Annotated in this window: 19 protein-coding genes; 11 read left to right on the top strand and 8 right to left on the bottom strand. The window is 35.7% G+C overall.

The features are described 5' to 3' along the window. The first annotated feature begins 4 nt into the window (after positions 1-4). The 5 genes from OEV98_RS15275 (at position 5) to OEV98_RS15255 (ending at position 3,319) form a co-directional block, all read left to right on the top strand. Positions 5-676: a response regulator transcription factor gene (locus tag OEV98_RS15275; protein ID WP_263074226.1), complete on the top strand. Its 672-nt coding sequence runs from the start codon at positions 5-7 to the stop codon at positions 674-676. 19 nt (positions 677-695) lie between these two features. Beyond that, the gene (locus OEV98_RS15270) at positions 696-1,598 is read left to right on the top strand and encodes a sensor histidine kinase (protein WP_263074225.1); all 903 of its coding nucleotides are present in this window, start codon (positions 696-698) and stop codon (positions 1,596-1,598) included. 132 nt (positions 1,599-1,730) lie between these two features. After that, complete coding sequence (locus OEV98_RS15265) at positions 1,731-2,189, top strand: GNAT family N-acetyltransferase (protein ID WP_263074224.1); 459 nt, start codon at positions 1,731-1,733, stop codon at positions 2,187-2,189. An 86-nt stretch (positions 2,190-2,275) separates the two neighbouring features. Next, entirely contained in the window at positions 2,276-2,803 is a 528-nt protein-coding gene (locus OEV98_RS15260) for a ClbS/DfsB family four-helix bundle protein (RefSeq protein ID WP_263074306.1), read from the top strand. Positions 2,804-2,845: 42 nt separating this feature from the next. Beyond that, on the top strand, positions 2,846-3,319 hold the full coding sequence (locus OEV98_RS15255; protein ID WP_263074223.1) for a DinB family protein: 474 nt from the start codon (positions 2,846-2,848) through the stop codon (positions 3,317-3,319). A gap of 174 nt (positions 3,320-3,493) precedes the next feature. Here the strand turns inward: OEV98_RS15255 and OEV98_RS15250 are convergent, their stop codons facing one another. Next, positions 3,494-4,087, bottom strand: a complete 594-nt coding sequence (locus OEV98_RS15250) for a TetR/AcrR family transcriptional regulator (protein ID WP_263074222.1) — start codon at positions 4,085-4,087, stop codon at positions 3,494-3,496. Positions 4,088-4,192: 105 nt separating this feature from the next. On the opposite strand from OEV98_RS15250, the gene OEV98_RS15245 reads away from it, so the two are divergent. The 4 genes from OEV98_RS15245 (at position 4,193) to OEV98_RS15230 (ending at position 7,742) form a co-directional block, all read left to right on the top strand. Further along, positions 4,193-4,747, top strand: coding sequence for a hypothetical protein (locus OEV98_RS15245; RefSeq protein ID WP_263074221.1), 555 nt, complete (start codon positions 4,193-4,195; stop codon positions 4,745-4,747). Between the two features lie 231 nt (positions 4,748-4,978). Next, positions 4,979-5,497, top strand: coding sequence for a YfiT family bacillithiol transferase (locus OEV98_RS15240; RefSeq protein WP_263074220.1), 519 nt, complete (start codon positions 4,979-4,981; stop codon positions 5,495-5,497). Between the two features lie 232 nt (positions 5,498-5,729). Next, entirely contained in the window at positions 5,730-6,194 is a 465-nt protein-coding gene (locus OEV98_RS15235; RefSeq protein WP_263074219.1) for a GNAT family N-acetyltransferase, read from the top strand. 267 nt (positions 6,195-6,461) lie between these two features. After that, positions 6,462-7,742, top strand: coding sequence for a Zn-dependent hydrolase (locus OEV98_RS15230; protein ID WP_263074218.1), 1,281 nt, complete (start codon positions 6,462-6,464; stop codon positions 7,740-7,742). A 78-nt stretch (positions 7,743-7,820) separates the two neighbouring features. Here the strand turns inward: OEV98_RS15230 and OEV98_RS15225 are convergent, their stop codons facing one another. Further along, entirely contained in the window at positions 7,821-10,211 is a 2,391-nt protein-coding gene (locus OEV98_RS15225; protein ID WP_263074217.1) for a glycoside hydrolase family 2 protein, read from the bottom strand. Positions 10,212-10,500: 289 nt separating this feature from the next. Between OEV98_RS15225 and OEV98_RS15220 the strand changes: the two genes are divergently transcribed. Beyond that, complete coding sequence (locus tag OEV98_RS15220; protein WP_263074216.1) at positions 10,501-12,003, top strand: hypothetical protein; 1,503 nt, start codon at positions 10,501-10,503, stop codon at positions 12,001-12,003. A gap of 58 nt (positions 12,004-12,061) precedes the next feature. Here the strand turns inward: OEV98_RS15220 and OEV98_RS15215 are convergent, their stop codons facing one another. The 6 genes from OEV98_RS15215 to OEV98_RS15190 form a co-directional block, all read right to left on the bottom strand. Continuing rightward, positions 12,062-12,460: a VOC family protein gene (locus tag OEV98_RS15215; protein ID WP_263074215.1), complete on the bottom strand. Its 399-nt coding sequence runs from the start codon at positions 12,458-12,460 to the stop codon at positions 12,062-12,064. Positions 12,461-12,498: 38 nt separating this feature from the next. Next, the gene (locus OEV98_RS15210; RefSeq protein WP_263074214.1) at positions 12,499-13,401 is read right to left on the bottom strand and encodes a DUF899 family protein; all 903 of its coding nucleotides are present in this window, start codon (positions 13,399-13,401) and stop codon (positions 12,499-12,501) included. Then, positions 13,401-13,733, bottom strand: a complete 333-nt coding sequence (locus tag OEV98_RS15205; protein WP_263074213.1) for a VOC family protein — start codon at positions 13,731-13,733, stop codon at positions 13,401-13,403. The genes OEV98_RS15210 and OEV98_RS15205 overlap by 1 nt, the downstream gene beginning before the upstream one ends. 92 nt (positions 13,734-13,825) lie before the next feature. Then, positions 13,826-14,608, bottom strand: a complete 783-nt coding sequence (locus OEV98_RS15200; protein WP_263074212.1) for a helix-turn-helix transcriptional regulator — start codon at positions 14,606-14,608, stop codon at positions 13,826-13,828. Positions 14,609-14,820: 212 nt separating this feature from the next. After that, positions 14,821-16,272: a 4-hydroxyphenylacetate 3-monooxygenase, oxygenase component gene (gene hpaB, locus OEV98_RS15195; RefSeq protein ID WP_263074211.1), complete on the bottom strand. Its 1,452-nt coding sequence runs from the start codon at positions 16,270-16,272 to the stop codon at positions 14,821-14,823. A 1,119-nt stretch (positions 16,273-17,391) separates the two neighbouring features. Further along, entirely contained in the window at positions 17,392-18,417 is a 1,026-nt protein-coding gene (locus OEV98_RS15190) for a LacI family DNA-binding transcriptional regulator (RefSeq protein WP_263074210.1), read from the bottom strand. Positions 18,418-19,149: 732 nt separating this feature from the next. Between OEV98_RS15190 and OEV98_RS15185 the strand changes: the two genes are divergently transcribed. Continuing rightward, positions 19,150-20,559: an aldehyde dehydrogenase family protein gene (locus tag OEV98_RS15185; RefSeq protein ID WP_263074209.1), complete on the top strand. Its 1,410-nt coding sequence runs from the start codon at positions 19,150-19,152 to the stop codon at positions 20,557-20,559. Positions 20,560-20,567: the final 8 nt, after the last annotated feature.

Genomic DNA, 20,567 nt, shown 5'->3' with positions numbered 1-20,567 from the left:
CAAGATGTCCGTAATAGTAATAATCGAAGACGATATAGCAATTCATTCCTTAATCAAGGACGCATTGAATGTAAACGAATTTCAAACCATCAGTGCATACTCTGGAACGGAAGCGAAATTACTTCTCGAGCAAAATCAGGTGGATTTAGTTTTATTAGATTTAATGCTCCCGGGAATGAATGGGGAAGTTTTTCTGCAAGAATTTCGCCAAAGCTCCTCAACCCCTGTTATTGTCCTATCCGCTAAAAACGATCAAACATCAAAATTGGAGCTTTTAACAAATGGGGCAGATGATTATATTACAAAGCCTTTTGATGTAAACGAACTACTCGCAAGAATTCACATTCAACTACGTCATGCAAGTAAAGAATCGATTAGAGAGCAAAAAGAAATTCAATATAAGAACATTAATGTGAATTTAGAAACACTTGAAGTAAAAATAGGGGACCAACCAGTCCATCTTACTCGCCGAGAATATGATATTCTTCGCTTATTTTTAGAAAATCCACAAAAAGTATATAGTCGTGCCAATATTTATGAAAGTGTTTGGAATGAACCGTATTTTGATAGTGATAAAACCGTGAACATGCATATTAGTAATTTACGAAATAAACTCAATGGAAATACGAATCATTATATTAAAACCGTATGGGGCATTGGCTTCAAATTGGATTAAGGAAAGGAGCGGGATTGTGATGTGGGGATGGATCTTTGTCTTCCTAGCAGTAGCGCTTCTTCTTTATCTTTTTTTCTTAAAACGGGAGCTACGAAAATTGAAGCTGGCTATCCGAACAGTTCCCGAACGTGCTGGTTTTGGCAGCAGGCTGTCGCTTGATTTTCGAGAGAAAGCATTACTCGAATTAGTGGATGAGCTGAATGTGATGATCGATTCGTTTGAGGAAAAAAACCGAAAAGCAAAACAAATGGAGGAAAATGTAAAGCTCTCCATCGCAGGGCTATCACACGACTTACGTACACCACTTACATCCATTAACGGTTATGTGCAATTATTACATGGAACTAGCGATGATGCGAAGCGAGAGCATTATTTAGCGATTATGGAACAATCTGTGCAACGGTTAATAGAAATGACCGAGCAATTTTATGATATTGCCCGGATTGAAACCAATCAAAAAGAAATTGTATTATCGTCCCTTTCAATCGCCACTATAGTGGAAGAAATTTTCCTTTCCTTTTATGAACAATTAGAAGAAGAGAAAATTGTTGTCCAATTTCCTGATCTGCAAACGGATAGAAAAATTATCGCGGATCAATTGATGCTGACTCGGGTAATTCAAAATATTGTACAAAATATTTTACGCTATGCGAACAGTAAAGTTTTCATTCATTATAGGATAGAACATAATTTTCTCGTTTTACTTGTTAAAAATGATATGAAGCGTGATAGTAAAGTGGCTATTGAAAAGGTTTTTACCCGATTCTATACAGAAGTCAGCAGTAGAACTAATACGGAAGCTAGTGGATTAGGGCTATATTTATCGAAAAAATTAATAGAAAAAATGAATGGAAAAATGGATGCAGAGTTGCAAGACAATTGGTTTATTTTGAAAGTGTATCTTCCTGTTAGTAGAAGGTAAAGGAACAAAAGCATGGGAAGGTATATCCATCCTTGCTTGTCATGTATTTATTTTTCGAAAATGGTATTCATGTAGAATGAATAGAGTAGCCTGCATTCATTTAGAAACTATCGATTTTAAGGAGTGATAACGGTGAATTATCGGAAAGCAACGATGGAGGATATCGATCAATTAGTGGAGTTAAGGAAGAAACAACTAGTAGATGAAGGAATCGAACCTTGTATCGATATTGATAAGGAACTGAAGGCTTTTTTCCATAAGAAATTAAGCGATGGTACGTTAATCCAATGGCTTGTAGAGGATGAGGAGGAAATTATAGCTTGTGGAGCAGTTGTCCTATATGATTTTCCGCCTAGCTACACGAACAGGAGCGGAATAAGGGCTTATATTACCAATATGTATACGATGGAAAACTATCGAGGGCAAGGAATTGCAACCAATCTATTAACGAGATTAGTGGCGGAAGTGAAGCAATTAGGTATTACAAAAGTATGGCTAGGTGCTTCGGAAATGGGAAGACCAGTATATAAGAAGTTTGGATTTACGGAAACCGATGAGTATCTAGAATTGGCTATTGACAATAAACCGTAATAGTACTTGTTGATTATTTTTCTGAAATTTACCACAAGAACGTATATTCTGTGTTAATATACAATTAAAGGAGGGGAATGGTGATGATTTCAGCAAATAGTGAGAAAGAACGGTTATTATACGATAGTGAACAAAATTTTCAATTGTTGCTTAATATAATTGAATCTGTTCCAAGTAGAAAACGGACGATTTCTATTGAAACGGAGGATAGGGATAAAAACTTTCGCGATGTAATGATGCATCTTTATGAATGGCATGCAATGCTCGAGCGATGGTATCGTGAAGGGATGGATGGGGATACTCCGATTATGCCGGCAGCTGGCTACAAATGGAGTACGATTAAGCTGCTAAACAAGAAAATTTGGGAAAGCTATCAAGATATAACGTTAACACAAGCACTAAAAAAGCTGACGTTAAGTCATGCGAGAGTAATGAGTATCATTCAATTACATACAGACGAAGAAATTATGACAAAAAAATATTACAAGTGGACAAAAACAAGCAATCTATACAGTTATTTTGCGGCAAACACTTCCAAACATTATGCATGGGCGATAAAGAAATGTGAAGCAATTGCCAAGTCCATAAACGAAGCGGAAATAAAAGTAGGATAATAGATTGTAAGATAAATTCTGTAATCTATAAGGAGTGAGAGGATGGATCTATTCGTTAGCCAATATGATTGGATTCGCCGGACGAGGGAATTATTATTTCGATATTGCGAAACTTTGTCTCCAACTGATTATGTGAAAGAACTGGAAAGTTTTGCAGGAGATTCTATTCGTAATTTACATGTTCATGTTGCAGATTGCTATCGGGTATGGTTGGCGATTCGTGCGCAAAGGATGTCGCTTCCGCAAATATCACCAGAATCAATTACAACTGTTCAGGAAATGCGAGAATTTTTTCGGCAGATAGATGTGATTGTTGCTGAATTTCTTCAAAAATTTCAGGGGAAATGGGATGACACTGTGCACGTAACCTTTGCGGATGGACAAAAGATGGAGTTTACCGCATTATGGCTATTTACACACACGATCACACATGAATTCCACCATAAAGGACAAATCGTAAAAATCGGCAGACAGCTTGGATATATTCCTCCGGATACGGATTTGATAGAGAGATAAGTATATATTCTAATTACATAGAACGAAGCACAATGTAACCGAGCATCTCTATCACGGTTTAATGGTTAAGTAGGAAAAATAAATGGAATTTTTTTCATTCATTTCGAGCTAGGACTTTCCATTCTAGCTTTTTCCTATTGAAAAAAGAAAAAGACTTACATGTTCATAAGTCTTTTAAAAATCCTCTATACAGATTGATTGTAAATGATAAACAAATAATGCGTGAATTTGCTTCTTTTCTATTCTGTTTGGGTCTAATAATGCATGCATTGCGGTACCATCAACTAAAGAGTATAGTCGTTCAATTTCAAGTTCGATAGTAAGATTTTTCCGCAATAGCTTTTCTTCGTCTAAATAGTACATTAGTTTTCTAATACCAGTATAAATCCCATCATGTTGTGCATCAAAACTATCTTTTTTATGTCTTGCATAGCTTACAAAGGAAAACCATACTTCCATTTCTGCCATCTTTTCAGCGTCAGTTGGAACAATCTCTAGTAAAATTTGTAAAACTTTTTCCTTTGGAGGTAATTCCTTCAGGGCAATTTTCGTAATTCGTTCGGTTACTCTTTCAATCACAAGATTCATAGCAAATTCCAGTAACGCATCCTGTGTAGAAAAATAATGACGCAATGCACCTAGTGAGAGACCTGCCTCTTTAGCAATATTCCTAACGGTAGCTCCTTCCATTCCCTGTTCTAGAATAACTCTCCATGAAGCTTCTGCAATTTGTCTTTTTCTTATATTGTGATCAACTATTTTTGGCATAGTTTTATTTTAACACAATGGAAAGTTTTTTATAATACAATTGTATTATAAAATGAGTGATGGTATATTTAATTAATACAGTTGTTTTATAAAGGGGATGTTTAATTGAATATTGTTGGTTGGATGATTGTACTTTGTGAAATCGCCTTTTGGATTGTCATTATTTTGGGGTTAGTTGTTCGCTATATTTTGAAGAAAAAACAGCTCGGTTTAATTTTTTTGGCATTAACTCCACTCATTGATGTCATATTATTAATTACTGCTGGCATTGATTTATACCGCGGGGAAGAAGCAACGGTAGCACATGCTGTTGCTGCAGTATATATAGGAGTATCCGTTGCATTCGGTAAAAGTATGATTGAATGGGCAGATCAACGTTTTCAGTATTATGTAACGAAGCAAGGGGAAAAACCGAGAAAACGTTACGGATTCGAATTTTCCAAGCATTATTTTAAAGGGTGGATTAGGCATTTAATTGCTTATATAATCGGTGTCGGATTATTAATCGGGTTAATCTTTTGGATTGATAATACGTCAAAAACAGAAGCATTAAGTGCAGTAGCTAAAATGTGGTCATTCGTTATTGGTATCGATTTACTGATTTCGATTAGCTATTTTATTTGGCCACCAAGGGAAAGGGGGGTATCTTCTAGAAATTAATTAATTTGGAAAGGGAAGAGTTGGCACTCCTCTTTCCTAATGGTACCTTATTAAACTTGGAAAATCTCGATATGGCGGCCAGATTGGCTGCCATTTTATGCAGAAAAGATTCGTTCGTGGATAAAGGATAGCGTGGATGTATTGGAGTAAAATACATAGACAAAGTTTTTTCGGTATTAATGTAGAATAAGATATTTAGAGAAGCGTTGCTTAAAAAAAGGAGGAATTACGATGGACTTGAAATACCCGATCGGAAAGTTTGATTTTGAAGGGGAAATTACACCAATCATTGTAAATGAATGGATCGATGAAATAGAAGCATTACCAGCTTTCGTACGGAAAGCAGTTCAAAAGCTAAAAGCTGAACAACTGGACACACCGTATCGTGAAGGTGGCTGGACGGTTCGTCAAGTCGTCCATCATTTAGCAGATAGTCATATGAATTCCTTATTTCGCTTTAAGTTGGCACTGACGGAAGAAAATCCAATCATTCGTCCTTATGAACAAGCGAAATGGGCAGAGCTTTCAGATTCTAAAATGCCAATAGACGTTTCTTTAACATTGCTTGAAGCATTGCACGAACGTTGGGTACACTTATTACGTACTTTGACTCCAGCTGATTTAGAAAAGACATTTATCCATCCAGAATCAGGGGAAATATCATTAGGCAGTAATATCGGACGCTATGCTTGGCATGGGAATCATCATCTCGCACATATAACGTCTTTATGTGAGCGAATGGGATGGTAAATAGAAGTATCGCTTTTAAAGATCAAACAAAAGATTCTAAAACAAATTTTAAATAAACTAGAATAAGCAGTGATAACAACACGAAAAATTAGAGAGAAACAAACCATTAAGTAATAGCAAATTTTTGAATGTATAATTTCTAAGTGGAAAAATGGATTAATATTATTTAGTTTAGTAGTAGAGTTATTTATATAGAGGGAAGTAATAACGGAGAATTCAAAGGGGAATATTTATGATCTATACTTTTGAAATTATGACACAAGAACAGGCAGAGGAAATTGCATTTAAATGGCACTATGATGGAGAATATTCTTTTTATGATATGGAAGCGGACAGAGAAGACTTAGAAGAATTTATTGACAGAAAATCACGAGGGAATTCCGTGTATTCGGTTATGATTAATAAGGAATTAATCGGTTTTTATAGCTTTCACAAAGTAAATGAAGTTACTTATGAGATTGGTTTAGGAATGAGACCAGACTTAACTGGTAAAGGGGAGGGGTTAAATTTTTTAAAATCAGGGCTAGAATTTGCAAAAAGCAAATTGAAACCAGAAAAATTAACATTGTCAGTCGCGAATTTTAATGAAAGAGCGATAAAAGTTTATCAAAAAGTTGGATTTAAAAAGACGAATATATTTATGCAACCTACAAATGGTAGTACATTTGAATTTGTAAAAATGGAATACGAATGTTAGTGCAAAATGCTAATGCTTTGAAATAGAACCTCCGTATAAATTGGAAGTTCTTTTTTCTATAAATAGCAAATTCTATGTTTATACGATTCCAATTATTATAGAAATCGCTTCAGAGGTACGGTAATATTTTTCAAGCAAATTATCATAATGAATGAGCGCTTGAATAATTAAAGATACCAAAATTTACTATAATTTTGTAAAATTATAAAGAATGGGTAATAAGTATTCATCTAATGACAATGTAATTTACATAAGGAGCGGAATTATATGACATTACTAAATAAGTTATTAACAGATTACGACACTACACTCGATAAATTTGGCATTAGTGGAAAAAGATTAGCAGAACGTCTTTATATGCTTTCAGAAATTGGAAAAACAGCCGATGGGGGGTCGAGACGATTAGGGTTATCGAAAGAAGAGAAGGCAGCTAAAGATTTAGTGAAAAGCTGGATGAAGGAAGCGGGACTCAACGTAACAGAAGATGGGGCGGGGAATGTTTTTGCTAGATTAGAAGGGGAAGATAATGCATTGCCGGCTATTTGGATGGGCTCCCATGTCGATAGCGTGCCGAATGGTGGCCATTTGGATGGACCATTAGGCGTATTAGCAGCGCTTGAAGTGATGGAGGCTTGGAAGGAAACCGGCTTTCGGCCGAAGCGAAGTGTTGAGGTTGTCATCTTTACAGATGAAGAAGGATCGCGATTTTATAGTGGTTTGATGGGAAGTCGTGCGGTAACGGGAGCGCTCGATTATCATACTCAATTTGAAAGAGTCGATGCTGACGGGATAACATTTGCACAAGCACTTGAGGAGTACGGTAGTAGTAAGGAAAAATTTATAGCTGCGAAAAGAAATATGGAAGAGGTAGCAATGTTTGTTGAGGTTCATATTGAACAAGGGAAGCAGCTGGAGAAGGCAAATATGCCAGTTGGAATTGTCACTGGAATTGCTGGTCCTTATGTGATGGAAGTACATTTTACTGGAGTGGCTGGTCATGCTGGAAATACGCCAATGAATGACCGAGCAGATGCGCTAATTGCTGCAAGTGAGTTTATTTGTAAAGTAGAACCACTTCCTGAAAAGATAAGTGAAACAGCCGTAGCAACTGTAGGCAAGCTGTTTGTCAAACCAAATGGGGTGAACGTCATCCCTGGCAAAGTGGAGCTATTTGTCGACATCCGGGATATTGCTGCGGATAGTCGGGATAAGCTTATCAAACTAGTACATGAAGCAGCAAACGATGTTGCGGAAGCACGCGGCATCCAAGTAACCATTACCGAGCATTTAAAAGTTCCACCAGTCCCAATCCGTCGCGAATTACAAGAAAAATTGAAAAATATTTTAGAAAAACATCAAGTGGAACCTACGTATATTCCAAGCGGTGCTGGCCATGATGCAATGATTCTCGGTGAAAAAGTACCAGTTGCCATGATTTTTGCAAGGAGCAAAGAAGGAATCAGTCATAATCCAAAAGAATGGACAAGTTTAACTGATTGTGTGTTTGCTGTACATGTATTAAAGGACTTCATAGAAGAAAATTTATAAAACTTGGGATCTACTTTTGGAAAAAAGGACAGGAGGAAAAACCTTCTGTCCCAATTCAATCAATTCACTTTTAACCTACTATAACGTTAATAACGTACTCTTGACTCCGTTGGTTTCCACTTGTATCTGGGTCTTTAAATCTTTGCTCTTTTGCAAGTAAATCATTAAATTTCCATGATTGGTTGATCGAAAAGCCTCGGAATAATCCGTTACATCGTCTAATCTTCCGTTCTCCAACCCGAGCAGCTTTCCGTTCTGAATTGATATGGAGACGTTTTGACTAATGTCACATAATTTACCATTTCGATCCAAAAGAGACAAAGTTATTTGGACTACATCTTGATCGGTATTCGGAAAAAAAGTAGTTAAAATAGCGAGTAACTCCTCCGGAATATCCCATATCGTAAATTTTACTTGTGCAGGGTATAAAACAGTGGATAGTTCATCTGTCACTACTACCGCATCTTTATATCCAAAAGCCTTAATTGGAGAATCAGTGGCTTGGATAGTTGCTACAAAATATCCAAATGTTTCATCAAACGATACGGATGTTTTCTCTCCATTTTGTTCTATTTCTACTCGATCACAATTGGAAAAACAGATGACTTCTACTTTTTCCCCAATACAATAATCCCATTTTCTTGATAATTCCTTCCAATGTAGCGGATGATTGGTTGACGTTTCGAGCGGACGAGTGACTAAGTAAACCATCGGCTCCTCCGTCCACCAGCTTTTCCGCAGAAAATACCGTGTTTTCTCATTTCCAGCTAAATCTAATAATCCTGCTGACGAACCGTGTATTGGCCAACCACGAGCTTCTCCTAAATAATCAATACCAGTCCAGAGGAATTGACCAGAAATATATTCGGTATCTCGAACCATTTTCCATTGGGAATAGCCATGCCCATTTTCACTTCCGATAATTGGTTGGTTCGGAAACCGTTGATGATGTTCCTCATATAGATGCTCTTTGTAGTTGTAGCCGATTAAATCAAGATTCGTCAGCAAACCTGTTTGACTGGATAACTCAGGAAAGGCAGCAGCTAACGTTACCGGTCTAGAGACATCGATACTTTTGACAATGTTTATTAATTGATTCGCAATGGATGTTAGTCTACGAGTGTTCGGACGATTGGCATTATAGATTCTTTCTTCCGCTGGCTTATTCGCATCATTATTACCTGTCATCTCCGCAAACAAAGGATTTGCATACGGATCATTCGGATAATCGGTCTCATTACCGATACTCCAAGCAATAATCGATGGATGATTTCTATTTCTTTCAATCATATTTTTTAAATCCGTTGCATACCAATTCGGAAAATGATGCGCATATCCCTCTAGCTTTGGAGGATAGACATTATGTCCTTGCCACCATTTATTTTTCGGATTTTCCCATTCATCGAAAGCCTCATCTATAACGAGAAAACCTAATACATCACATAAAGTATAAAGTTCTGGCGCATGTGGATTATGAGCCATTCTAATTGCATTACATCCCATTTCCTTTAGCTTCAGAAGTCTTCTTAACCAAACAGTCACCGGAACAGCCGTACCAAAACAGCCAGCATCCTCGTGAAGACATACTCCCTTTAACTTCATCTGTTCGTTGTTTAGGAAGAATCCGGTATTTACATCAAAGTGTACCGTTCTTATGCCTACATGATTCGTATAGGTGGTTTGAAATGTATGTCCATTGACTTCATAAAATAATGTAGTAGTAAGCATATATACATTTGGTTCATTCGTAGACCATAATTTCGGATTTTTAACACTTTCATGAAAGGAGAAGGTTGCTTTTTCGTGAGGATGGAGGATCATCTTTCTCTCAAAATGGAAGGTTTGCTTTCCATTCATAGAAGCTAATTCATTTACGATGGTCACATCGTTTGCTGTTGGAAAAGTATTGGTGATCATATGTTGAATACAAATGTCGGAAGTATCCCCATTGTGCTCTACAGTAGAAAATACGGTTCCATATTTTTTAATAAAAATAGGATCATGAATTTCTAGCCAAACATTTCTCGTAATACCAGACCCATTATACCAACGGGAATCCGCAATATCGGTATGATCGACCCTGACAGCAATCACAAGATCACGGTCTGGTGCGTATTGGAGAATTTCCGTTAAGTCAATGGTAAAGGAGGAGTAGCCGGATGGACGAATTCCTTGGTTATATCCATTGACCCACACCTGTGCATTTTTATAAACCCCATCAAATGTCAATTGAACGACAGGGTCATCGGTAATCGGAAATTGTATCAATGGAATATGACAGCGATACCAGCCGATTCCTCCTGGTAAATAACCGGTTCCACTAGAATTAGTTTTACTAAATGGCTGTGAAATACTCCAATCATGCGGAACAGTAACCGCCTGCCAGGACGCATCATCATAATCCTTTTGCCAAGCAAGGGAGTCATCCCCTAAATAAAACAACCAATTGGAAAGCTTGTAGTTTTTCATCTCTTGATCACTCTCTTTCAAAGGTATCGTAATGTGATAGTTATCGAGAAAAATAGAATAGTGTTTGGAATCTATTTATTTTTCCATATTACAAAAAAATTGAGATAAGCTTTTTCTTAAAAAGCTTATCACAAAACTATGAAAGCGGAAACAATTAAATATTCTTAATTTTACGTATGCATGGGCAGTTTATTCATCCGGAAAACTTGTACGATAAATACCCCTTTAAATAAAATAATTATGATAAAATTTATACAGAAAAATTTTCATAAAATGGGTGAGTAGTAAAGTGTGGACATTAGATTCCGCTAGCAAAGAATTTGAAAAATTACATTTAGCGTTATTAGCGACAGAATACAAGAATACGAAAGAACCAATGAATTATAGATGCCTGAAATGTGGATATGAGGGAAAAAAGTCGCTTAGCCATTTAGTTCATAGAAAACAAGGCTGCAAAAATTGTGCAAGAATCGAGTCTGGAAAGGCTAGAAAAATTTCCATAACGAAATTAAGCAACATTTTTGAAACAAAGTATGCCGAATTATTATCGAAGCAATATCATAATCGCGAGCAATTACTCACGTTTAAATGTATGATTTGTGGGGAAATTGGCGAGCGAACCTATGCATCTGTAAAAAATAGTAAATATGCTTGTTTACTTTGTGGCCATAAGGAAAGAGTGAAAAATAAAACAAAGTATTCATTGGATCAAGCTAAACAGGAATTTTTCTCATTAGGATTAGAGCTTTTATCAGATGAATATCATTCCTTTCATGAAGAAATGGATTATCAATGTTTAACATGCAGCTACAAAGGAACTAAAAGTCTTTCCGTAGTGAAGTCGAAAAAAGGCTGTCCTAAATGTGCCGGTAACCTTCCGTTAACATTTGACGAAGTGAATGAACTTTTTCACGAGTATGATTTAAAGTTAAAGGAAACGGTTTATGTAAATGCACGAACTCCAATGAAATATAGCTGTTTAATATGTGGTTATGAAGGAACAAAAACCGTTTCTAATCTACAGGCGGGAAAAGGCTGTAAGGGCTGCTCAACAATCGAAAATAGTAATAAGCAACGCTTACCATACGATGTAGTAAAAAGCATTATAGAAGCTAGGGGATGGACATTAGTATCAAAGGAATATGTCTCCAATCAGGAAAAATTACATTTGTTATGTGATAAAAAACATCCCGTGTTCATGAATTTGAATAATTTTAGAAATGGAAAGGGCTGTGCCAAGTGTTCTGGGATGGAATCGCCGACCTTTGAACAAAGAAAAGCAGAGTTCTTGAAATTAAACCTAGACCTACTTGATGCTAGCTATAAAAATACTAATTCTCCATTAAAATACAAATGTTTAGAATGTGGGTATATCGGAGAAAAGTCCTGGAAAAGTGCAAAAAATGGTTATGGGTGTCTTGCTTGTTCTCCATCCTCTGTAGGGGAAAAAATGATTGCGGAGTGGCTGTTGCAAAAGAAAATAAAGCATATAAGACAATATCGAATAAATGAATGTCGCAATAATAAACCACTTCCATTTGATTTCGCAGTATTTGATAGTCAAAACCATTTATTTTGCCTAATAGAATTTGATGGTGAGCAACATTTTAATGCAAGAGACTTTTTCGGTGGAAAAGAGGCATTTTTAAAACGACAGGAAAATGATCAGATAAAAAATACGTTTTGTAGAGAAAACAAAATTAAGTTAATTCGAATATCTTATCTAGAACAAAATCAAATCAATCGTATACTAGAGCAGCAGTGCAGAACTTTATTGAAGGACATTATTTAATACATCAGGACAAAGGGAACTTCAAAATAAAAGAAGCTCCCTTTCCTTTGATATTCTATTAAACTTTTAACAATCCGATAATCGCTTTTATACGTTCCTGTTCCTCACGCTTATCGAAGTATTCAAAAAATCCGAGCTGATTTCCCCAAGGGTCTGAGAAGGTTCCCCATTTTACAGAAACCTCTGGCCGCGAGTGTATTTCAAACCGTTCAATCTTAAGCTGCTCTATCAGTCGTTCTCTTTCGGCTTCAATGTTAGCTATTCCGAAACGTAATGGTCCATTGCCCACAGCTGGAGTTCCTTCTGCAACCTGTAGCCAGCAACCAGGAAGGAGTTGCCACTCTGCAAATCCAGCGTGTGGGATAAAATCAGGCTTCTTATTTAGTAGTATTTCGTACCACGCTTGCCCATCCGTAATGCTAGCAACCTTAAGTTGCGTAGTCATTTCAAAAATCAACAGTATCCCTCCTTGATGGAAAAGCCCATCGGGAATCCTTATTTTATTTGCTCAAATACATGAAAATGTAAGCCAAAAGGATCCGCCATCATAATACTTTTTTCGCTAAACACATTTGTTACAGTACAACCATTTGCTACTAGCTGCTCCTTCGCATAAGGAAAATCTTTTACAGCAAATTCAAAGAAAACGTTATTTCCTTCATTCTCTTCAATGTAGAAATTTTGTCCGCCAAACGTAAGCTTTGTTTCCGAATCATTGGAAAATACTTCCTTCATTCCGATAATGTTTGTATAAAAGGCAACAGCTTCCGGTTGGTTCGTTACTTGAATAGCGACATTATTGGTCAAATCAAAATTAGAAGTTTTGTTAATCTTCCGTTGCGGATGATAGCCTTTTTGGCCAGAAGCTAGCAGGTCGAATAACGGCCATACGACACAAAAGTCATCTCCAGGGCCGAATGGTGCATCGGCAACATGAAAGATTTTTCCATCAGCATCCTTGTGAAAAGTCGAAACACCTGGATATGGATAACCATCCTTTACAAAGCCTAAGTCTTCTTTGAAGCTAGTTCCCATGGTGGAAACCATCGGGAATTGCCATCTGCGCTCTGCAGCAAAAGCATCCTGAACTTCTGGTGAATCAGGGGAAGCTAATACAAAGGCAGCTTTGTCAATAATATGATGGTAAACTCCATTGAAGCCATCCGCCCACATTGTGCAATACGCACAGGATTTGCCCATATTTTGGATTACCATTAATTCATCCTTACCACCAAATAAATCAAGCAATGATACGTTTTGATTCAGTGAATCCTTGAATAAATAATTTTTTACTTCCAAACGCGGTACAGACTTCCGCAATTCGATTAATTTATTTTTCTTATCTATAATTTCTTGCTCCAGCGCTTCGATTTCTGCAAAAATATCGGTAGTTTCCATTACACAGTTTCCTCCTCTGACATAAATTGTATGACCTCCAGCTGGTTTCCAGAATAATCCTCTATGACAAAATAATATCCCGGTGGGCATTTTTTCGGTTCATCGAAAATCATCTTAACTCCTTGATTACGTAGCTTTTCGAAATCATCTTGAATATTTGTTGACTGAATCGCGAGCACGACACTGTTTGAGGACGTAGATAAATTTGCTTCCTCCGCTTTTTCCAAAATAAATGGTAAACCATTGTGCGTAAGACTCATAATGTTTTCCCCATATTGCTTTGATACAGTAAAATCCAATACATTCGTATAAAACTGTACCGCTTTGTTCAATCATTCACTTTCACGGTTAATACACAAACTTGATTGAGCATCACATACCTCCATATGACTTATTTTTTATTAAAATATCATGAATTCACAACTTATTTTTCTTCTAGTTTGCGATTTTTCGTATCAAAGAGAAGTTTTGGTAAATTAATTAAAATAGGCGGATCAAAGGGAAGTGGTTCTCGCAAGGTAACTTCTGTAAAGGTAGCAGAATTGTGCTCTGTATGAATTGGATCATCTGCCATTCCTCTTAATGCATTGGACAGGTCAAAATAGTGCTTCGGATTCAAGCTCCGAGAAATTGCAGCAGCAAGCAAATAATATTTCCCCGTTGGAACATTGGAAAAGGTACAGCTTGTCTGATGATGAGGCAAAGCGGTGCCGACAATCGGAACTTGATCTGGGATCGGTCTCGGGAATAAACCGACGAATATCGTTCCTTTAAAGGTAGGCGGAGCAATAACTTTACACGTAATTGATGGGGCAAATGCTTCTAATGGATCTAGTATTGTATGCGAGTCAAAGTCGTTAACAAATTGATGCAATGATTCCATCGTTTGTTGAAATTGCTTTGGTGACACTCCGACGAATTGCTTGAACTTGGAGCTAAAGGTGCCACTACTACGAAACCCAGCCTTTAGCATCGCTTTTACGATGGAATCGGACGAGTTGACTAGTACTTGCTTTCCAGATTCAATCCGTAATGCAGATAAATAATGCCGAGGGGAGACCCCGGTTACTTCTTTAAACACTCTACTAAAATGGTAGGGGCTGTAGCCGATGTAGTAGGCTAATTGTTCGGAGGTAATATCCTCGTTTAAGTGGGATTTCATGTATTCGATTGATTGGATGATGATATTTTGTTTTTCGTTAGTCATAAAATGTCCTCATGAAATTAAAGTTTTCAATTTTAAAATTCTACATAAACTATAAATTTCCTTTTTTCAAACAAATAATCTTTCTATTACTGCTTGATGCATATTTAATAAAATTATAGAGGAAAGAAGTGTGTAACCATCAGTGGCAAAAGGAAAATCCGCCGATGGTTACTTCCGCTAATTCCTTTTTGTATGTCTTTGTACTTTGTCTATTATTTATCCTTTCTGATTTCAAGAAAGTGATTAACCTGATTCACATAGTCATCTTTTGGATAGGAATGGTATAAACTTCCTGCTAGTCGGATCGGATCGCCAAAAAAGTACCGTTCATATTGCATTTGTCTCGTACCAAACGGACTCATCGTTAAATCCCATGCCAAACGGAAGATTTTGACGCGATTAATTGCATTTTGATTGGCACTTTGTAGATACTGTTCCAAATCTTTGCGTATCGGTGAATCAAAATCATGTTCCGTTGGTAAGGAGATCATACCGCTAGCCCCAATTTTTTGAATGATTTCGGTAAAACGTGGATAAATTTTCGGAAACATATTAATCGCTGCATGAAGTGGGTAAATACTTGGACGTAGAACTCCCCACTGGTCGAGGTCCGAATCATTTTCTGCTTTTTCTAACAGTGCCTTCATCGTTTCCAGGCCAACAATAATTTCTGACATTTTCTCTTGAATATGCTGATACTCACTAACATTTATCGATGATACAAGCAGCTCCGCTAAACCAAGAATGAACTCTGTTTTAACAATTTGTCTTGTTACTACTTGATGCAGTGCAAATGGATTAAAGCCACATTGTGCGAAAAAGTCGGCAGCAGCCTCCGGATTGTCATAAAAAAATACTCGATTCCATGGAACTAATACATGATCAAAAACGACGATCGTATCCATTTCTTCAAATCGCGCACTCAATGGATAATTAAAGGTAGAGTCTCCTAACGAGAAAGATTCCCTGCAAATAAATTTCAAGCCCTTTGTATTGGAAGGGATGGAAAAAGCATATGCCTCATTTTCATCAAACAAAAATTTCGGAGTACTATAGACCAAAACCTCATCCGTCATTCCGCCTTGCGTAGCAAGAAGACGTGCTCCTTTAATAACAATCCCATCTGGATTCCGATCAACAACCTTCGCTGAAATAGGATCATCAGAGGATTCAAAGTACCCTTGAGACCGATTTACCTGTGGCGTGACAAATGTATGGGCAAATGATAAATCATTCGCTTTTGCCAGTTTGTACAGTGATTCGATATTTTCCGGAAAACATTTATCTCTCCCACGTAATAACGGTGCCGCTGCAGCAAAGCTCATTATAACCGTATTTAAGTAATCCGGACTTCTACCCATCATGCCAAAAGTTTGCCGTGCCCACAGCTCGGTCATCCTTCTTCTTTTGAATAAATCCTCCTTTGTTTTCGGCTGTAAGTATGATAGACCGATTGGTTCTCCTGTTTCTGTTGCTTGAAACGTCATCATGTTTTTTAAAGCAGGATCATGCTGCATATCATAGAGAGATGCCTTTGTCTTCATAATTCCTTTAAAAGCAGGGTGTTCAGAAATTTTCCCTTCCATTCTTTTCCCATCCAACCAAATTTCATTATTTAGCTGATCGATACGGTTAATATAATCCTGGCCATTAATTACACCCAATGTGTTCACCTCTAAGCGTAAAAAAAAATCATTTTCTGTTTAGTGTATTAAATTTGATTTGTAATTGTTCTGGGGATTTTAGTGGGGAGGCTGGGTGGAGTTTAGTGGTTTTAGAGGGAGGATAATGGATTTTGATGGACGGATTAAGCTTGTATATTTGACGTTCTTTTAGTTAAGCTCCGCAATGTTGTCCTGATAATTTTTAAGTATTTCACCTTTATTAGGTTTAAAAATGCAATGAACGGCGGGATAGAGTTAACAAGTATTACTAATTTTAATTGAATATAAAATAACAATATAATAAGAATTGGTGACAGAAATATTACGGATAATGGTTCGAGAAATAGGAGAAGGGATAGGTAGGAATAATTGAAGAAAATGAAGAAGGTTCACCTGATTCCTTTTTGAAAGCGAGTGGTAATATATAAATATTTGTTTGTGAGGATAATATATACATGTTTTGATCAAGTAGTTTTAATAGATAGATATAAAAGGTTTAAGAAAATTTTCAGACAGAATACAGCATAATACTAGCTGCCAGAGAACTTAATAACCGGATGAAATTTATATAAGACGGTATTAGGGATGTATTAACTAATTTAGAATAGCTTTTTTTATAAGCTTTAATAATATGAATCTTCCATTTAGCTTAGATGGATAAAGTTAAATCAAAATATTTCATGATAAAAAGGGAAATATTATTAAACCACAAAGCCAAACATCTATGTATCTAGAATTATTACACGAATTTATTTGTTATATAAAGATGAACAAAATAAAAGGGTTTGGATTTCTGTTTAAGCTAAAAAAATAAAAAGAAAAGGGGACAATAGAAGGAATAGAAAAATTCTACACATAGCATATGGTTTAACTAAACAAAATTTAGTTGAATTATTAAATATTTGACAAGGACCCATTCACAAGATAATAAACCTTCTATAAAAAAGACAGAAATAAATAACAGCCTGAGTTTCCATAAGCAAGCTGTTATTTTTTGTGTGTATGGTATGTTCTCGATATAGGGCAGTACAAGGAAGGAACTACTGCGTTGTTATATTCGAATTATTAGCTGAAAGCAATGTGTCCAGTTTTTATTATTTAATGGAAACGGTAAAAATATCATATTTTTCTCGTACTGTTCCCATAATCAATTTGAGTGGTAAATCGAATTTCTCTATTAATTATTTGGTTGTTCTTCTCAATTCTTTCAATCATTAATTCACCTATTTTATTTCCTATGCCCATTAAATTAGTATATGTAATAGTTGGCTGAACATATAATATGTCTCTATTTACTATGTCACCAAAAGAAACAATGGAAACATCCTCTGGGATTCTTATGTTATTTGATTTAAAATATTTCAGTGCTCCAAAAGCTAACTCACTGTTTGTCATAACAATGGCAGTAGGCTTTTCTTCCAGATTCATAAGATAATTAGCGCCGTCATATCCATCTATAAATGTGGAAAAACCATCGCCATTATAATTATAAATATAATCGTTATCAACAATTACACCAATTGTTTTCATCGCCTTTGCAAACCCTTCAAAACGTTCCCTAAACGTACTTAAATATATAGCACCATTAATAATCCCGATTTTTCTATGCCCTAATGAAATTAAATGGGAAGTTAGTTCATAAATTCCGCTAATATTATCAAAATCAATGAAATCTCCTCTAAAATCAGGATGGTTAACTTGTCTATTACTTAGCACAATCGGTAAATCCTTGCTTATTTCAGCAATTAATTCGTTATTTTTACCTGTAGTATTTAAGATTATTCCATCAACCTTTTTTTCTTGTAATAGTTTTATATAAGCTAGTTCAACTTCCTCAGAATTAGCATTATTACATAACATTAAATTATAGTCGTATTTCTTGATAACATCTTCGATACCTTTTCCAACCGTGGTAAAGAAATAATCGGAAATATTAGAAACTAAATATGCGATAGTTCTAGTATTATGGGTTTTGAGACTCCTTGCTGCGCTATTTGGGTAATAATTTAGCATACTAATTGCATCGAGTACTCTTTGTTTTATTTCTGGATTTACAGAAGAATTTTGATTAATCACTCGAGAAACAGTAGCAATTGAAACATTGGCTGCTAGAGCCACATCTTTAATTGTGACATTCTTTTTCATTGTTTTTTCTCCATTTTTGTATTGATTTCATTTATTTTTAGGAATTTATAACTTAATGTTATATGGATAAAGGGGGCATATTCTTTGAGTAAACGTTTACTTGAGAATATCAAATTCTGTGATAAAAATGCAATGAAAAAGCTATTTTAATAAGAAAAATATTTAGCAATTCCCATTAGATTACTACATAGGTTAAATAAATTTCATTGAATTTTCGATTTTGTATTGCAATTTAGATTTTTTGGTGATAAATTAGGTATCAAGAAAACGTTTTCTTGATAAGTGGATGGAATTATAGTATAAATTAAGAGCTCTAAATAAATTGTAAACGTTTCCTGTTTAGGGGTTCGTCCAAATATTTTCGAAAAAGTAGGGAAAACTAAATAATTTAACTAATTTATTTTTGGTTTTGAGAAAAACTAATGTACTTTTTGTAGATAATAATTCTGTTGAAACTAATAAGAGGATAACTTAAAGGGTAATACAAATTCTTAACTTAAACATTTTCTTATTAACCAAATAATAACGTTTAGAAAAAAACTATTTTTCTATGAAGAAATATAATTTTAAACATTGAGTTGGTTTTATTTATATAAGTATTAATATAATACTTCGAGAAAACGTTTACCGAAAATTAAAAGGATTAGAAAAATAATTATTGCTTTGTAGACTTCTTTAGTAATCCATTTTATTTTGTTTAGTTATAAATTATTTAAATTGGAGGTTTTTATATTGACAACTACATCCATAAATGAAGCTGTATATATTGAAGAAATCATAAAAAAAGCAAGGCGTGCACAGAAAATTGCAGAAGGTTTTAGACAAGAAAAGGTCGATGAGTTGGCGGCAGCTATTGCTTATGAAATTTCAACCAACGAGGCTTTAGTAACAGAATTAGCAGAAATGGCCATGGAAGAGACTCAATTAGGAGATCTCCCTTCAAAACTAGCAAAAATTCGTTCAAAAGGAAGACAAATATGGTATGACGTGAAAAACGTAAAATCTGTAGGTATTGTGGAGGAAATTCCAGAAAAAGGAATTGTAAAGATTGCTAAACCTGTAGGGGTTATTGGATCACTTGTTCCAAGCACTCAACCAGAAATGCATCCAATAGTTCAATCCATTAATTCAGTAAAAGCCAGAGACGCTATTATTTTTTCTCCACATCCACGAGGTAAAAAAACAACTTTTAGAACAGTTGAAATCATCAGAGATATTTTGAAAAAATATGACGCACCTGAGGATCTTATCCAGTGTATAGCTAATCCTTCTATTGCAAAGACAAACGAATTAATGAAACAATCTGATCTTGTAATCGCAACCGGAGGGCACCCAATGGTTAAAGCTGCATATAGTTCGGGAACACCTGCTTATGGTGTAGGAGCGGGGAATGCAAATATTATTATTGATAAGACTGCAGATATTAATGATACAGCTATAAAAATTAAGGCAAGTAAAACGTTTGATTTAGCGGCAGGATGTTCTTGTGATAATGCAGTTATTATTCACGAGGATGTATATGATGTTATGTTAAAAGCTTTTGAAGAAGTTGGAGCATACATGATAAGTGTTGAAGACAAAGAAAAATTAAAGAAAACAATTTGGCCAGATTGGCCAAATAATCACGTTATTAATCGTGATATAGTAGCTAAACCAGCTTCCTATATAGCAGACTTAGCTGGAATAAAGATTCCAGAAAATACTTCCATTATTTTAGTAGAAGAATCTGGTTCAGGCGAACAATACCCTTTTAGTGGGGAAAAAATGTGTGTGGTAACCGCAGTCTATAAAGCGAAAAATATCGACGAAGCGATTGAAATCGTGAACAAAAACCAAGCATACTCTGGTGCAGGACACTCGTGCGGTATTTATTCCAATACACCAGAAAACATTGAAAAAGTTTCACTAGAAACATATACAACGAGAGTTGTTGTCAATCAGCCTCAAGCTTTAACAAATACCGGAAGTTGGACATCAGGTATGCCATTTACTAGTTCTTTAGGTTGTGGTACTTGGGGAGGAAACATAGCTTCTGAAAATATTTCTCTTAAACACTATTTAAATAATACATGGGTTATTAGGGGAATTCCCAATTATCAACCAACAGATGAAGAATTATTCAGTGGGTTTACGCCCAGATAACAATCTCT

Origin of the sequence: Perspicuibacillus lycopersici (assembly GCF_025660475.1) — a bacterium.
GTDB classification, from domain to species: domain Bacteria; phylum Bacillota; class Bacilli; order Bacillales; family Caldibacillaceae; genus Perspicuibacillus; species Perspicuibacillus lycopersici.
This window is presented reverse-complemented; position numbering and strand designations above follow the sequence as displayed.

What these genes read in the sequence shown, in the direction of transcription:
- OEV98_RS15275 (WP_263074226.1), top strand. Translation starts at nt 5, where the DNA reads ATGTCCGTAATAGTAATAATCGAAGACGATATAGCAATTCATTCCTTA.
- OEV98_RS15270 (WP_263074225.1), top strand. Translation starts at nt 696, where the DNA reads ATGTGGGGATGGATCTTTGTCTTCCTAGCAGTAGCGCTTCTTCTTTAT.
- OEV98_RS15255 (WP_263074223.1), top strand. Translation starts at nt 2,846, where the DNA reads ATGGATCTATTCGTTAGCCAATATGATTGGATTCGCCGGACGAGGGAA.
- OEV98_RS15250 (WP_263074222.1), bottom strand. Translation starts at nt 4,087, where the DNA reads ATGCCAAAAATAGTTGATCACAATATAAGAAAAAGACAAATTGCAGAA.
- OEV98_RS15240 (WP_263074220.1), top strand. Translation starts at nt 4,979, where the DNA reads ATGGACTTGAAATACCCGATCGGAAAGTTTGATTTTGAAGGGGAAATT.
- OEV98_RS15235 (WP_263074219.1), top strand. Translation starts at nt 5,730, where the DNA reads ATGATCTATACTTTTGAAATTATGACACAAGAACAGGCAGAGGAAATT.
- OEV98_RS15230 (WP_263074218.1), top strand. Translation starts at nt 6,462, where the DNA reads ATGACATTACTAAATAAGTTATTAACAGATTACGACACTACACTCGAT.
- OEV98_RS15225 (WP_263074217.1), bottom strand. Translation starts at nt 10,211, where the DNA reads ATGAAAAACTACAAGCTTTCCAATTGGTTGTTTTATTTAGGGGATGAC.
- OEV98_RS15210 (WP_263074214.1), bottom strand. Translation starts at nt 13,401, where the DNA reads ATGGAAACTACCGATATTTTTGCAGAAATCGAAGCGCTGGAGCAAGAA.
- OEV98_RS15200 (WP_263074212.1), bottom strand. Translation starts at nt 14,608, where the DNA reads ATGACTAACGAAAAACAAAATATCATCATCCAATCAATCGAATACATG.
- OEV98_RS15190 (WP_263074210.1), bottom strand. Translation starts at nt 18,417, where the DNA reads ATGAAAAAGAATGTCACAATTAAAGATGTGGCTCTAGCAGCCAATGTT.